Below are 13,535 nucleotides of genomic sequence, written 5' to 3'. Positions count from 1 at the left end.
GGTCAGCTCCCTCGGTACGTGGAGTAGGCGAACGGGCTCAGCAGCAGCGGTACGTGGTGGTGCGCGCCGGGATCGGTGATCCGGAAGGTCAGCGACACCTCGGGGAAGAACGCGTCCGGCCCGAGGTAGGCGCCGGTGTCGAAGGTGAGCCGGTAGACCCCGGCGGGCAGGGTTTCCGGGCCGAGGTCGCGGATCCGGCCGTCGTCGTCGGTCCGTCCTTTCGCGACGATCTTGCCGTCGGACTCCAGCACCACCTCGATGCCGGGCGCCGGGCGGCCGGTGGCGGTGTCGAGTACGTGGGTGGTCACCAGGCTCATGCGACGGCCTTTCCCAAGCGCAGTACGGCGATCTTGCTCAGTTCGCGCCCGGCGACGCGGATCTCGTCGGCCGGGTCGTTGTCCATTCTGGACTTCAGGTCGGCGAGCAGCTCGACCCCGCTTCGCCCGCTCGCGCAGACCAGGTAGACCCAGCCGAAGCGGTCCTCGTAGGCGGCGTTGGCGGCCCGGAACTCGGCGGCCGCCTGATCGTCCACTCCGGACTGTTCCGATCTCGACCAGTCCGCCGAATTCCCCTGTCCGGCAGGCTTTTCGCCGATTCTCGGGTGGTCCGCGATGGCGAGGTGCACCTCCTCGGTGGTGAGCGGGTCGGCCGCCTTCGCCGCGGTGTCCAGCAGGGACTCGCGGTCGGCGAACGGGCGCGCGGCCAGTACGGCGTCGGCCCAGCGCGGTACCGCCAGGCAGGCCAGCAGCACGGCGCGTGCTTCGGTGGTGGTGGCTTCGTTGAACCCGGCCAGATCGACAGTCACGGGCGGCTCCCGGGTCGGGGCGATGTGGTTGGGAGACGGTACGTCGAGCTTCACTCGGCCGTCAACAACTTGTTGAATTCCCGCGGTCCGGCTGATCTCGGTTCAGGTAGTTGTACACGGTGAACCGGGTGACGCCGAGCGATTCGGCGATGGTGGCCACCGCTTTCCGCATGGTGAAAGCACCGCGTTCTTCCAGCAGCCGCACGGCCCGCTGCTTCCCGGCGCGGTCCAGCCGGTGCAGTTCGCCGCCGAGTTCGGTCTCCACCTCGTGCACCAGCCGCTCCAGCGCACCGGTCAGCTCGGCGCCGGGCAGCCGGACCGCGCCGACGAGTTCACCCTCCCAGCGCAACGGCACGTCCTCCGGCCGCCGCTCGGCCGGGGGCACCACGGTGGCGTCGATGCGGTCCAGCAACGGCGCGATCGCGGTCACCAGCGGGTGTTCGGCTCGTTTCGGCACCTAGCCGTCCCTGGTGTTCCGCAGTTGGAGGGTGAGTTTGGTGGCGCCGCCGGTCAGCGCCGCGCGGGCGATCTTGGGCAGCGCGGCCAGCACCGCTTCGGCGTCCCCGCGGACCGAGGTGCCGAGCGGGCCGAAGTCGGTGTCCAGGCCCGCGGCCAGCGCCGCCTGCCGGGCCAGCTCGGCGTGCTCCGGTGCCGGACCCTCGCCGAGGAAGGGTTCGGTGGTGAACTCGGCTTCCAGTTCCACGTCGCGAACGGTAACCCGTTCGGCGCGCGGGCGTAACCTCGGATTTTGTAGGTTCCTACCTTGACCGGCCGCGTGGTTCGTGCGGAAAGTACCGGGGCGGAAGGGAGTCGAGCAGTGGATCTGGTCTTGCGAGCGCCGAGGGTGATCACGGCGGACGGGGAGGTCGCGCGGGCGGTCGGCGTGACCGGCGGGCGCATCACCGCGATCGAACCGCTGGACGCGGAACTGTCCGCCGATCGGGTGGTCGAACTGTCCGGGGACGAGGTGCTGCTGCCCGGGTTGGTGGACAGCCACGTGCACGTCAACGATCCCGGCCGCAGCGAGTGGGAGGGCTTCGAGACGGCCACCGCCGCGGCGGCCGCCGGTGGCGTCACCACCATCGTGGACATGCCGCTGAACAGCCTGCCGCCGACGGTCGACCCGGACGCGCTGGCGATCAAGCGGAAGTCGGCCGAGGGCCGGGTGCACGTGGACGTCGGGTTCTGGGGCGGTGCGATCCCCGGCAAACTGGACCAGCTGCCCGCGTTGCACGAGGCCGGGGTCTTCGGCTTCAAGTGCTTCCTGCTGCATTCCGGGGTCGACGAGTTCCCGCCGCTGGATCCCGCAGGGCTGGCCGAAGGCCTGCGCACGGTGAACGAGATCGACGCGATGATGATCGTGCACGCCGAGGACTCCGACGAGATCGACCGCGCGCCGGAGGTGACCGGCGGGCTCTACGCGGACTTCCTGCGGTCCCGCCCGCGTGGCGCGGAGGACCTGGCCATCGCGCACGTGCTCGACCAGGCACGCCGCACCGGCGCGCGGGTGCACATCCTCCATCTGTCCTCTTCGGACGCTCTGCCGATGCTCGCCGAAGCCCGTCGCGACGGCGTCCGGGTGACCGTGGAGACCTGCCCGCACTACCTGAGCTTCATCGCCGAGGAGATCGTGGACGGGGCGACGCAGTTCAAGTGCTGCCCGCCGATCCGCGAGGCGGCCAACCGGGAACTGCTCTGGAAGGGCCTGGCCGACGGGGTGATCGACTGCGTGGTCAGCGACCACTCGCCGTGCACGGCGGAGCTGAAACGGTTCGACAGCGGCGACTTCGGTGAGGCGTGGGGCGGGATCTCCAGCCTGCAACTCGGCCTGCCCGCGGTGTGGACCCAGGCGCGGACCCGCGGCCACTCACTGGCCGACGTCGTCCGCTGGATGGCGCTGCGGCCCGCCGAGCTGACCGGACTGCGGCAGAAGGGCCGGATCGAGGTCGGCGCGGACGCCGACTTCTGCGTGTTCGCCCCGGACGAGGCCTTTGTCGTCGACGTGGCGAAGCTGCGGCACCGCAACCCGGTGAGCGCCTACCACGGGCGGCCGCTGGCCGGCGTGGTGCGCGGTACCTGGCTCCGGGGTCGCGAGATCACCGGGGAGCAGCCGTTCGGCGAGCTGCTCACCCGGCCTAGCTGAAGTCCGCGCGCTTCGAGCTGATCACGCCGGTGTCGAACCCGGCCAGGTGCAGACCACCGGCGAAGCGGGCGTGCTCGATCTTCACGCACCGGTTCATCACCACGTCCAGGCCCGCTTCGGTGGCCTTCTCGGCGACCGGTTCGTGCCACAGGCCGAGTTGCATCCACAGCGTGCGCGCACCCGCCTCGATGACCTCCTCGGCCACGCCGGGGAGGTCATCGTGCTTCCGGAACACGCTCACCAGGTCGACGTCCGGCACGTCGGCCAGCGACGCGTACACCGGTTGCCCGAGCAGCGAGTCGAGGCGCGGGTTCACGAAATGCACGCGGTAGCGGCTGGACGAGAGCAGGTAGGAAGCCACGAAGAAGCTCGGCCGCGACGGGTTCGCCGAGGCGCCGATGATCGTCACCGATTCGGTGCGGGTGAGCAGGCGACGGCGGTCGCGGGCGGTCGGCTCGGTCCAGCTCATGCGCGCACCGCCTGGTCCAGCGCGCGGTCGAGGTCGTACAGGATGTCGTCGACGTCCTCCAGGCCGACCGACAACCGGACCAGGTCCGGGCCGACGCCGCCCGCGCGCAGCTGGTCGTCCGAGAGCTGCTGGTGCGTGGTCGACGCGGGGTGGATCACCAGCGTCCGAGCGTCGCCGACGTTCGCCAGGTGCGAGAGCAGTTCCACCGACTCGACGAACTTCTCGCCGGCGGCACGGCCACCACGCACCCCGAACGAGAACACCGCGCCCGGGCCCTCCGGCAGGTACTTCCGCGCGCGCTCGTGGTGCGGGTGCGAGGGCAGGCCCGCGTAGCTGACCCACGCGACGCGGTCGTCGGCTTCGAGGTACTCGGCGACCTTCCGCGCGTTCGCCACGTGTTCGCCCATCCGCTGCGGCAGCGTCTCGACGCCCTGGAGCAGGAGGAACGCCGAATGCGGGGAGAGCACGGCACCGATGTCGCGCAACTGCTCGACGCGCAGCCGGGTGCAGAAGGCGTACTCGCCGAAGTTCTCCCAGTACTTCAGGCCGCCGTAGCTGTCCACCACCTCGGTCATCCGGGGGAACTTGCCGTTGCCCCAGTTGAACTTCCCCGATTCGACCACCACACCGCCGAGCGTGGTGCCGTGGCCGCCGAGGAACTTCGTCGCCGAGTGCAGCACGATGTCGGCGCCGTGCTCCATCGGGCGGCAGAGGTACGGCGTGGCCAGCGTGGCGTCCACCACCAGCGGGATGTCGTGCGCGTGGGCCAGTTCGGCGAGCCCCTCCAGATCGGCGATCGCGCCACTCGGGTTGCCGATCACCTCGGCGTAGAGCAGGCGGGTCCGGTCGGTGATGGCGGCGGCGTAGTCGTCCAGCGCGGTCCCGCGGATGAAGCTGGTGTCCACGCCGAACCGGCGCAGGGTGCCGTCGAGCTGGGTGACCGTACCGCCGTAGAGGTCGCTCGACGCGACGATGTGGTCCCCGGACTCGGCCAGCGCGGCGAAGGTGAGGAACTCGGCGGCCTGCCCGCTGCTGGTGGCCACCCCGCCGATCGCGCCCTCCAGGCTGGCCAGGCGCTCCTCGAACGCGGCCACCGTCGGATTGCCGATCCGGCTGTAGATGTTGCCGTACTTCTGCAGCGCGAACAGCGAGGCCGCGTCCGCCGCGTCCTCGAAGACGAAGCTGGTGGTCTGGTAGATCGGCACCGCGCGGGCGCCGGTGGTCCGGTCGGGCGTGCCACCGGCGTGCAGTGCGCGGGTGCGGAAGCCCCAGGAGCGCTCAGTCATCCCGCGCGACGCTACCCGGGAACATCGGCGGGCGGCCAGTGGTTGCCCCAGGTGTCCCACATGCCGATCCAGGGAGCGATACACGTGACGAACACCCAGGTCAACGCGGCGCCAGGGGGAACCTTCCAGCTCGGTGGCGACCTGCCCGTGCACCGGCTGGGCTACGGCGCGATGCAGATCACCGGTGCGGGCGTCTGGGGCGAGCCCGCCGATCGCGACGGCGCGCTGGCGGTGCTGCGGCGCACCGTCGAGCTGGGCGTGAACTTCATCGACACGGCCGACTCGTACGGGCCCAACGTCAGCGAGGAGCTGATCCGCGAGGCACTGCACCCGTACCCGGAGGACCTGGTCATCGCGACGAAGGCCGGGCTCACCCGGACCGGGCCGAACCAGTGGATCCCGGTCGGGCGGCCCGCCTACCTGCGCCAGCAGCTCGAACTGAGCCTGCGCAAGCTGGGCGTGGAGCGGATCGACCTGTTCCAGCTGCACCGGGTCGATCCCGAGGTGCCGCTGGCCGACCAGGTCGGTGAGCTGAAGCAGCTCCAGCAGGAGGGCAAGATCCGGCACATCGGGCTGTCCGAGGTCGGCGTGGCCCAGCTGGCCGAGGCTTCGCAGATCGCCGAGATCGCCAGCGTGCAGAACCTGTACAACCTGGCCGACCGGCACCACGAGGACGTGCTCGACTACGCCACCGAGCACGGCATCGGCTTCATCCCGTGGTTCCCGATCGCCACCGGTGAGCTGGCCAAGCCGGGCAGCGTGCTGGAGCAGGCCGCGAAGGACCACGGCTCGACGCCGGCCCAGCTGGCGCTGGCCTGGCTGCTGCGGCGGTCGCCGGTGGTGCTGCCGATCCCGGGCACGCGTTCGGTGGCGCACCTGGAGGAGAACGTCGCGGCGGCGGACATCGCACTGACCGACGCCGAGTTCGACGCGTTCTCCGCGCTGGCTTCGTAGGTTCATCCGAAACCCCGGAGGCGCTCCGCGCGTTCCTCCGGGGTCTGGCGCGGGCAGCTCGCGCACTTGTCGGCCCGCGGGATCTCGTAGATCAGGCAGCAGGACGCGCGCTTCACGATGGTGGTCCGGCCGACCTGGGTGAACCTCGGTTGCGGCAGGTTCGTCCCGATCGCCTCGGCGAGCTGACCGGCCAGGTCGACGGCTCTGGCAGCGTCGCCCGACCAGAGCAGCCGGTTCGCGATCGAGTCGGTGGCGATGGCCCACAGCGCGTTCTCGGCGGCGCCGCACACCTCGGCCATCGGCGGGATGACGGTGGCCAGCATGGTGCGCATCGCCCGGCCCAGTTCGAGGATGCCGCCGTCGAGCACGCGGTCGGAGCGGGCGTCGAGGTACCGGCCGTCGGGCTGCATGTTCAGCGTGATGGCGTCGAGCGAGGGGTCGGCGATCTTGCCGGTGAACAGGGACTCGGTCGACGGCGCGACGATCACCGAGGACGCCGAGTACCAGCGGACCGTGCCGAGCACGCGCGGCCCGGCCGTGCGCCCGTACATCCGCTCGGCGGTCTTCAGGTCCTCGCGCAGCCAGTCGGGGTCGGCGAGCACGGTGGCCCTCATGTGAACACCGACAGGGTGAAGGACGCGGTGACGTCGACCGGCTCGGTGAACCCGGCCAGCCGCTCGGCGCGGCCGTCGCGGTGGAGGTGGTGCGCCGCCGGTCCCATGCCGACCACGTGCCGCACCTCGTCCGGATCGAGGCGCAGGCGGTAGCTGATCTCCTCGCGGTGGTCGAGGGTGAACCGCGCGAGCGAGCTGTCCAAGCGTTGCTCCTTGTCCTCCCCGATGCCGAGCACCGCCGATCCCAGTTCCCCGAGGTGCCCCGGATTCGGTGATACCACCACGAGCGCGCCGCCGGGCCGCAGCACGCGGCGGAATTCGGCGGCGTTGCGCGGGGCGAAGACGTTGAGCACCACGTCGGCGGCCTGGTCGGCGACCGGCCACGGCTCCCACAGGTTCCACACCGCGGCGCCGATCGCCGGATGCGCCTTGGCGGCACGGCGCAGGGCGACGGCCGAGACGTCCAGCGCGAGGCCGTGCGCGTTCTCCGGGAGTGCCTTCGCGAGGTAGTAGCCCGTGCCCGCGCCGGCGTCGATGATCAGCTCGGGGTCGAAGCGGGCGGCCTGCTTGGCGACGGCCTCCGCGAGCGGCTGGTAGTGGCCCTTGCCGAGGAACTCGACGCGGGCGGCGACCATCTCGGCGGTGTCGGCGGTGCCCGCCGGGATCTTGGCGTGCAGGAGGTTCACGTAACCCTGCTTGGCCAGGTCGAAGGAATGCCCGTGGTGGCAGCGCACCGCGCGGTCCCGCCCGGTGAGCGGCGCGCCGCACACCGAGCAGCGCAGGGCGCGGACGACCGGTTCGGGCAGGTGCATGGCCCCATTCGACCACGGGCGTAATCCGGTTGCCCCGCGCCACCCCCGGCCCGACGATCACCGCATGGGACTCGACACGGCGGAATGGGGGGAGGGGCGGCCCGTGCTGTTCTTCTCCGGCGCGGCGATGGGGTGCGGTTTCGGGTTCGGCACGGATCTGGTGGCGTCGCGGGGGATCCGGCTGATCTCGGTCGAACGGCCGTGGCCGGGGGCGCCGGACCGCACGCTGGACACGTGGGTCGAGGACGTGCGTGCGCTGGGGTTGCCGTCGTGTCCGATCGTGGCGTTCTCGCAGGGCGCGCCCTTCGGCCTCGCGTGCGCGGCGGCGGGGTTGTGCACGTCGCTGGTGGTCGTGTCGGGTCAGGACGAGCTGAGGTCGTTCGGGGACGCGCTGGACCCGGACGTCGCTCGGTTGATCCGTGCCGTGGACGCGGACCCGGCGGGGTTCGAGGCCTCCTTCGCCGCCACCGCCGACGCGGCGACGATGTGGGAGCTGATCGCGGGCATGAGCTCGCCGGTCGATCTGGCGGTCTACACGGAACCGGCTTTCGCGCGGGCCTACCGCTCGGCCCTGGCGGACGGCTTCCGGCGGGGCGGGGCCGGGTACGCGCGGGACCTGGTGCTGGCGCTTCGGCCGTGGCCGTTCGCCGTGGAAGACATCCGCGTCCCGGTCACCCTCTTCTACGGCGCGCACGACACGAGCCCGGTGCACTCACCTGATCTGGGGGAGAGCCTGGCCCGGCGAATCCCAGGCGCTACCCGCCACCTCGTTCCGGACGGCGGCGGCTCGATCCTGTGGACCCACACCCCCCAAATCCTCGACGCGGTCATCGAACGCGGTTGAATGGCGTTACTTCCTTCGGAGTACCGCGCCCCCGCCCTGGCTGACCTCGGGTCATAACGGTTCCGTTTCGGAAACGGACATCATCCGCCGGGTGGGGGGAAACGTACCCGTAACAAAGGGCGCACCCGGGTTCACAGACCCGAAACGTCCCTGGTCATCCCGTGCAACACGGCTTTCCCATGATTTGCCGCAATTGCGAATCGGCAATCTTCTCGAGGAGGAAGCGTGGAAGGGAATACGGCCTGGCTGCTCACCAGCGCCGCCCTGGTGCTGCTCATGGTCCCAGGGCTGGCGTTCTTCTACGGGGGGATGGTCCGTTCCAAGAGCGTGCTGAACATGCTCATGATGAGCTTCGGCTCACTGGGCGTGGTCGGCGTGCTGTGGGTGATCTTCGGTTACTCGACCACCTTCGGGAACGACGTCGGGGCCGGGCTGCTCGGTGACCCGTTCGAGGCGCTCGGCCTGTCCGGCCTGATGGGCGCGGAAACCTTGTCCAACACCGGTTTCGCCGCGTTCCAGGCGATGTTCGCCATTCTCACCGTGGCGCTGATCTCCGGTGCGGTGGCCGACCGCGTGCGCTTCGGCACCTGGCTGCTGTTCGCCGGTCTGTGGGCCACCATCGTCTACTTCCCGGTGGCGCACTGGGTGTTCGCGTTCGACGCGAAGGACGACGTGACCGGCGAGGTCACCAAGTCCGGCGGCTGGATCGCCAACGACCTCGGCGCGCTCGACTTCGCCGGCGGTACCGCGGTGCACATCAACGCCGGTGCCGCGGCGCTCGCGCTGGTGCTGGTGATCGGCAAGCGGGTCGGCTGGCCCAAGGAGCCGATGAAGCCGCACAACCTGCCGTTCGTCATGCTCGGCGCCGGCCTGCTGTGGTTCGGCTGGTTCGGCTTCAACGCCGGTTCCGCGTTGGCCGCCAACAACATCGCCGGCGTCGCGTTCATCAACACGCTCACCGCCACCTCGGCCGCGCTGCTCGGCTGGCTGCTCATCGAGCGCATCCGCGACGGGCACGCCACCAGCCTCGGCGCCGCCTCCGGTGTGGTGGCCGGGCTGGTCGCGATCACCCCGGCGTGTGCCTTCGTCGACACCTGGGGCGCGCTCGCCATCGGCGCCATCGCCGGCATCCTCTGCGCGCTGGCGGTCAGCCTCAAGTACCGCTTCGGCTTCGACGACTCGCTCGACGTGGTCGGCGTGCACCTGGTCGGCGGGCTCGTCGGCACCCTGCTGATCGGCTTCTTCGGCACGGTCGGGGTGAACGAGGGCAGCAAGGACGGCCTGTTCTACGGCGGCGGGCTCGAACTGCTCGGCACGCAGGCGATCGGCGCGTTCTCGGTGCTCGGCTACTCGTTCGTGGTCACCGCGATCATCGCGCTGCTCATCAAGGTGACGCTCGGCTTCCGGCTCCCGAAGGACGAGGAGGTCGTCGGCATCGACGAGGCGGAGCACGCGGAGACGGCGTACGAGTTCGGCGGCAGCCGCGGCGGGCGCGCCGCGAGCAACAGCTCCGGCGTGGCAGGCACGGCCAAGAAGCTCGAGGGGAGCAAGTCATGAAGCTGATCACCGCGATCGTCAAGCCGTTCACGCTCGACGACATCCGCTCGGCACTGGAACAGCTCGGCGTGCTCGGCATGACGGTGAGCGAGGTGCAGGGCTACGGCAGGCAGAAGGGCCACACCGAGGTCTACCGGGGCGCCGAGTACGCGGTCGACTTCGTGGCGAAGATCCGGGTCGAGGTGGTCACCGACGACGCCAACGTGGAGAAGGTGATCGAGGCGATCGTCAGCGCCGCGCACACCGGCAAGATCGGTGACGGCAAGGTCTGGGTGACCGCGGTCGACACGGTGATCCGGGTACGGACCGGGGAACGCGGGACGGACGCGCTATAGACCGTGGAAGCCGGGGAGTTGGTTGAAGCGGCGACGAAGCTGCTGGAGGGCCGCCACGGGCGGTTGGGCGCGGCGGCCCTCCGAGCGGCGTTGGTGGATCTCTACGAGTTCTGGCTGAGCAAAGCCGCCACGGCGGCCGGCGTGGACACCGCGGTTCCGGGTGTCGCGCTGGTCGCCGTCGGCGGGCTCGGCCGCCGGGAGCTGGTGCCGTTCTCGGATCTGGACCTGGTGCTGGTGCACAACGGCAACGCCGGTGTCGGCGAGATCGCCGACGCGCTCTGGTACCCGCTGTGGGACGCGCGGGTCGGTCTCGACCACTCCGTGCGCACCCCCGGTGAAGCGTTGAAGGTGGCCGCGGAGGACCTGCGCACCGCGGTCGGCCTGCTCGACGCCCGGCACCTCGCCGGTGATCAGGAACTGGCCGCGCGACTGGCGTCGGCGGCCAGGGAGAACTGGCGGCGGACGGCGCGCAAGCGCTTGGCGGAGCTGGCTTCCTCGGCGCGGCAGCGCTGGAAGCGCAGCGGCGAGATCGCCCAGTCTGCGGCACCCGATCTCAAGCACGGGCGCGGCGGGCTGCGGGACCTCGGCCTGCTCGACGCCTTCGCCGCCGCGCAGTTGGCGGACCGGCCCGGTGAGGAACTGGTCGCGGCCAAGGAACTCCTGCTCGACGTCCGCACCGAGTTGCGGCGCGAACTCCGCCGCGATCGGGACGTGCTGAGCCCGCCGGACGCCGAGGCGGTGGCCGCGGAACTCGGCTTCGGCGACCGGTTCACCTTGGCGCGCAAGCTTTCCGGCGCCGGGCGGGCGGTCAGCTACGCGGTGGACACGGTGTTGCGCGCGGTCGAGGTCACCCCGCGCACGCGGTTCGGCCGACGGCCGTCGCGGACCCCGCTGGACGACGGCGTGGTGTTGCACGGCAACGAGGTTTCCCTGGCCAGGGACGCGGTTCCGGCCCGCGACCCGGCACTGCTGCTGCGCGTGGCGGCGGCTTCCGCGCGAACCGGGCAGCCGATCGCGCAGGGCACGTTGCGCACGCTCGCGGACTCCGCGCCGGAACTCCGCGCGCCGTGGCCCGCCGGTGCCCGTGACGCGCTCACCGAACTGCTCGGCGCGGGCGAAGGCCTGCTGGACGCCGTCGAAGCGTTGGACCGCACGGGGTTGTGGGCGCGGTTGTTCCCGGAGTGGGGTGCGGTGCGGGACCTGCCGCCGCGCGAACCCGTGCACTCGTGGACCGTCGATCGGCACCTGGTGCAGGCCTGCATCGAGGCGTCGAAGCTGACCACCACGGTGTCCCGGCCGGACCTGCTCCTGCTGGGCGCCTTGCTGCACGACATCGGCAAGGGGCGCGCGACCGACCACTCCGAACTGGGCGCCAAGATCGCCGCTCAGGTGGCCGCCAGGATCGGACTGTCCGAAGTGGACGCGCGCGTGGTCGCGGCGATGGTGCACCACCACCTGCTGCTGCCGGACACCGCCACCCGCCGCGACATCAGCGAGCCGGCCACCGTGCAGCGCGTGGTGAAAACCCTGGACAGCGACCCGCTGCTGGTGGACCTGCTGCAGGCGCTGGCGAAGGCCGACTCGCTGGCCACCGGTCCCGGGGTGTGGTCGGAGTGGAAGGCGGCGCTGATCGCCCAGCTCGCCGGCCGGTGCCGGGAAGCCTTGCAGGGCAAGGTGCTCGGCTCCCCCGAGCCGCTGGACGCCGCGCAGCGCGAACTGGTGCGGACCGCGACGGTCACCGGCCAGCCGCAGGTGCACATCTCGTCCGAGGGCAAGGTGGCCACCGTGGTGCTCGCCGCGCCGACCCAGTCGGAACTGCTCGCCCCGGCCGCGGGCGTGCTCGCGCTGCACTCGCTGGAGGTGCACACGGCGATGCTGCACGGGCACAACGGCGGCCGCGTCGGCGTGTTCACCGCGTCGCCCAAGTTCGGCTCGCTGCCCGACGTCACGTTGTTGCGGGAGCAGTTCGCCAGGGCGCTGGGCGGGGCGTTGCCGTTGACGCAGAAGCTCGCCGCGAAGGAACGGGACTACGCGGGGGCGCCGGTGGAAGCCAGCGGCCCCAAGGTGCTCTGGTTCGACGACGAGACCAGCGGGTCCACCACGGTGGTGCTCGAACTGCGCGCCACCGACCGGATCGGCCTGCTCTACCACGTCGCGGGCGCGTTGCGGCGGTGCGAGGCGGAGGTGCGCTGGGCCAAGGTCGCCACGCTGGGCGCGGCGGTGGTCGACTCGTTCGCCATCGCGCCGCGGCACGGCAGGCTCGACCGCGAGTGGCGGGACCGGATCGAGCAGGCGGTGCTCGCCGCGGCGAGCTGACGGCGGCCATCCGGACCGTGACCTGCCCGTTCGGGGTGTCGTGCGAACCGCCCGGACCGGCGGTGGCAGGATGTCGCCGTCGGTGTGGCCTGGCGGAACGCGAGAAGGCGGGTGGCATGGTGGGCGAACCGGTTCTTCCCGGCTCGATCGTGGCCGCGCACCTGGAGGCCTGCGCCGCCGAACTGGCCGGATCGGCCGAGGTCGGCACCGCCGGTGAGCTCGCCGACGTGCTCGAACACCTCGCCTGCGGGCAGCGTCAGCTCTCGCTCGCGCTGACCAGGCTGGCCGGGGTGGTCCGCGGCAGCCAGGTCGACGGCGCGCTGACCGAGGTGCTCGAAGCCGCCGCCACCGCGGCCGGGTACTCCGCCGACGCCATCGCGGAGAGTGAGCCGGTGCTCGGCGCACTGCTGCAAACAGCCGACGAGGACACCCGTTTGTAGCTGGTGAGGGCCGCTTTCGCCGGTTTACAGTCGAACACATGCGCGCTGTCTGGAAAGGCACGATCGGATTCGGCGCGTACGCCATTCCGGTGAAGGCGTACAGCGCGACCACCGACCGCGCCTCCGGCCTGACCCAGGTCCACCTGACCGACGGCGGCCGCATCCAGCACCGGCGCTACTGCGAGGCCGACGGCACCGAGGTCCCGCCGGGTGAGGTCGGGAAGGGGTTCCCGCTGCCCGGCGGCGACGTGGTGGTGCTCACCGACGACGACCTCGCCTCGCTGCCGCTGGCCACCGCGCACTCCATCGACGTGCTGTCGTTCGTGCCGATGGAGCAGGTCGACCCGGTCTACTTCGCCCGGACCTACTACCTGGAGCCGGAGGTGGCGGGGACCAAGGCGTACGTGCTGCTCAGCGAGGCGATGCAGCAGGCGGGCCGGGTGATGGTGGTCAAGGTGGCGCTGCGCCAGCGCGAGACGCTCGCGGTGATCCGCGTGCGCGACCAGCTCCTGCTGCTGGAGACCATGCTCTGGCCGGACGAGGTGCGCGCCCCCGACTTCCCGTTCCAGCACGAGGACGTGGACGTGCACGTGGGCGAGGTCCGGCTGGCCGCGCGCCTGATCGACCGGCTGGCCGGTGACTTCGAACCGGAGAACTACGTCGACCACTACCAGTCCGCCCTGAACGAGCTGATCACCGCGAAGGCCGAGGGCGGCGAGCTGGCGCGCCCGGCGGCGGCCGTGCAGAACGCCGGGGTCACCGCGCTGCTGGCGGCGCTGCAGTCCGGCGCCGAGATCCACGAGGGCGGGAGCCCGGTCGAGCGGGCTCGCGGCGCCGCGGAGAAGGCCGCCGAAGCCGCGGCCTCGGCGAAGCGAGCCGCGCAGCGGAAGACGGAAACCGTCGACTGAGTAGAACTACCCGCCCGGATATGGGGGTCTTCCCGCTGCCGGGTGCCGCGCC

16 protein-coding genes are annotated in these 13,535 nt (G+C 71.3%); 8 read left to right on the top strand and 8 right to left on the bottom strand.

The window, feature by feature from the left end:
- Positions 1–2: 2 nt before the first annotated feature.
- The 4 genes from uraH to JYK18_RS00650 form a co-directional block, all read right to left on the bottom strand.
- Positions 3–317 (bottom strand): hydroxyisourate hydrolase, encoded by a 315-nt coding sequence (gene uraH, locus JYK18_RS00665; protein ID WP_206799149.1) that lies wholly within the window; start codon positions 315–317, stop codon positions 3–5.
- Positions 314–805 (bottom strand): 2-oxo-4-hydroxy-4-carboxy-5-ureidoimidazoline decarboxylase, encoded by a 492-nt coding sequence (gene uraD / locus JYK18_RS00660; protein WP_206799139.1) that lies wholly within the window; start codon positions 803–805, stop codon positions 314–316. The genes uraH and uraD overlap by 4 nt, the downstream gene beginning before the upstream one ends.
- A gap of 61 nt (positions 806–866) precedes the next feature.
- Positions 867–1,262, bottom strand: a complete 396-nt coding sequence (locus JYK18_RS00655; protein ID WP_206799128.1) for a helix-turn-helix domain-containing protein — start codon at positions 1,260–1,262, stop codon at positions 867–869.
- Positions 1,263–1,508: a hypothetical protein gene (locus JYK18_RS00650; protein ID WP_153030299.1), complete on the bottom strand. Its 246-nt coding sequence runs from the start codon at positions 1,506–1,508 to the stop codon at positions 1,263–1,265.
- Positions 1,509–1,622: 114 nt separating this feature from the next.
- Here JYK18_RS00650 and allB point away from each other — a divergent pair, with 114 nt between their 5' ends.
- Positions 1,623–2,948 (top strand): allantoinase AllB, encoded by a 1,326-nt coding sequence (gene allB, locus JYK18_RS00645; protein WP_206799126.1) that lies wholly within the window; start codon positions 1,623–1,625, stop codon positions 2,946–2,948.
- Here the strand turns inward: allB and JYK18_RS00640 are convergent.
- Both JYK18_RS00640 and JYK18_RS00635 read right to left on the bottom strand, forming a co-directional pair.
- Positions 2,941–3,417 (bottom strand): CoA-binding protein, encoded by a 477-nt coding sequence (locus JYK18_RS00640; protein WP_206799124.1) that lies wholly within the window; start codon positions 3,415–3,417, stop codon positions 2,941–2,943. The genes allB and JYK18_RS00640 overlap by 8 nt on opposite strands.
- Positions 3,414–4,703, bottom strand: a complete 1,290-nt coding sequence (locus JYK18_RS00635) for an O-acetylhomoserine aminocarboxypropyltransferase/cysteine synthase family protein (RefSeq protein ID WP_206799122.1) — start codon at positions 4,701–4,703, stop codon at positions 3,414–3,416. Before JYK18_RS00635 ends, JYK18_RS00640 begins: the two co-directional genes overlap by 4 nt.
- Positions 4,704–4,787: 84 nt before the next feature.
- Here JYK18_RS00635 and JYK18_RS00630 point away from each other — a divergent pair, with 84 nt between their 5' ends.
- Complete coding sequence (locus tag JYK18_RS00630; protein ID WP_307795739.1) at positions 4,788–5,657, top strand: aldo/keto reductase; 870 nt, start codon at positions 4,788–4,790, stop codon at positions 5,655–5,657.
- A gap of 2 nt (positions 5,658–5,659) precedes the next feature.
- Here the strand turns inward: JYK18_RS00630 and JYK18_RS00625 are convergent, their stop codons facing one another.
- Both JYK18_RS00625 and JYK18_RS00620 read right to left on the bottom strand, forming a co-directional pair.
- On the bottom strand, positions 5,660–6,271 hold the full coding sequence (locus tag JYK18_RS00625; protein WP_206799118.1) for a (2Fe-2S)-binding protein: 612 nt from the start codon (positions 6,269–6,271) through the stop codon (positions 5,660–5,662).
- Positions 6,268–7,083: a putative RNA methyltransferase gene (locus JYK18_RS00620; RefSeq protein ID WP_206799115.1), complete on the bottom strand. Its 816-nt coding sequence runs from the start codon at positions 7,081–7,083 to the stop codon at positions 6,268–6,270. The genes JYK18_RS00625 and JYK18_RS00620 overlap by 4 nt, the downstream gene beginning before the upstream one ends.
- A 64-nt stretch (positions 7,084–7,147) precedes the next feature.
- On the opposite strand from JYK18_RS00620, the gene JYK18_RS00615 reads away from it, so the two are divergent.
- From JYK18_RS00615 to JYK18_RS00590, 6 genes are all read left to right on the top strand, one after another.
- The gene (locus tag JYK18_RS00615; protein WP_206799113.1) at positions 7,148–7,927 is read left to right on the top strand and encodes an alpha/beta fold hydrolase; all 780 of its coding nucleotides are present in this window, start codon (positions 7,148–7,150) and stop codon (positions 7,925–7,927) included.
- A gap of 225 nt (positions 7,928–8,152) precedes the next feature.
- Positions 8,153–9,484: an ammonium transporter gene (locus JYK18_RS00610; protein WP_206799111.1), complete on the top strand. Its 1,332-nt coding sequence runs from the start codon at positions 8,153–8,155 to the stop codon at positions 9,482–9,484.
- Positions 9,481–9,819 (top strand): P-II family nitrogen regulator, encoded by a 339-nt coding sequence (locus tag JYK18_RS00605; RefSeq protein WP_153030306.1) that lies wholly within the window; start codon positions 9,481–9,483, stop codon positions 9,817–9,819. Before JYK18_RS00610 ends, JYK18_RS00605 begins: the two co-directional genes overlap by 4 nt.
- Before the next feature lie 3 nt (positions 9,820–9,822).
- Positions 9,823–12,135: a [protein-PII] uridylyltransferase gene (locus JYK18_RS00600; protein ID WP_206799108.1), complete on the top strand. Its 2,313-nt coding sequence runs from the start codon at positions 9,823–9,825 to the stop codon at positions 12,133–12,135.
- Positions 12,136–12,251: 116 nt separating this feature from the next.
- Positions 12,252–12,575: a hypothetical protein gene (locus tag JYK18_RS00595; protein WP_206799098.1), complete on the top strand. Its 324-nt coding sequence runs from the start codon at positions 12,252–12,254 to the stop codon at positions 12,573–12,575.
- Between the two features lie 38 nt (positions 12,576–12,613).
- On the top strand, positions 12,614–13,483 hold the full coding sequence (locus JYK18_RS00590; protein WP_206799096.1) for a Ku protein: 870 nt from the start codon (positions 12,614–12,616) through the stop codon (positions 13,481–13,483).
- The last annotated feature ends 52 nt before the right edge of the window (positions 13,484–13,535 follow it).

It is taken from the genome of Amycolatopsis sp. 195334CR (assembly GCF_017309385.1).
Classification (GTDB): domain Bacteria; phylum Actinomycetota; class Actinomycetes; order Mycobacteriales; family Pseudonocardiaceae; genus Amycolatopsis.
Note: the sequence above shows the minus strand (reverse complement) of the source record. Positions and strands in the feature narration are given on the sequence as shown.

Coding starts and splice junctions, on each gene's coding strand:
- uraH (WP_206799149.1), bottom strand. CDS start 317: ATGAGCCTGGTGACCACCCACGTACTCGACACCGCCACCGGCCGCCCG.
- JYK18_RS00640 (WP_206799124.1), bottom strand. CDS start 3,417: ATGAGCTGGACCGAGCCGACCGCCCGCGACCGCCGTCGCCTGCTCACC.
- JYK18_RS00635 (WP_206799122.1), bottom strand. CDS start 4,703: ATGACTGAGCGCTCCTGGGGCTTCCGCACCCGCGCACTGCACGCCGGT.
- JYK18_RS00625 (WP_206799118.1), bottom strand. CDS start 6,271: ATGAGGGCCACCGTGCTCGCCGACCCCGACTGGCTGCGCGAGGACCTG.
- JYK18_RS00620 (WP_206799115.1), bottom strand. CDS start 7,083: ATGCACCTGCCCGAACCGGTCGTCCGCGCCCTGCGCTGCTCGGTGTGC.
- JYK18_RS00615 (WP_206799113.1), top strand. CDS start 7,148: ATGGGACTCGACACGGCGGAATGGGGGGAGGGGCGGCCCGTGCTGTTC.
- JYK18_RS00605 (WP_153030306.1), top strand. CDS start 9,481: ATGAAGCTGATCACCGCGATCGTCAAGCCGTTCACGCTCGACGACATC.
- JYK18_RS00595 (WP_206799098.1), top strand. CDS start 12,252: ATGGTGGGCGAACCGGTTCTTCCCGGCTCGATCGTGGCCGCGCACCTG.
- JYK18_RS00590 (WP_206799096.1), top strand. CDS start 12,614: ATGCGCGCTGTCTGGAAAGGCACGATCGGATTCGGCGCGTACGCCATT.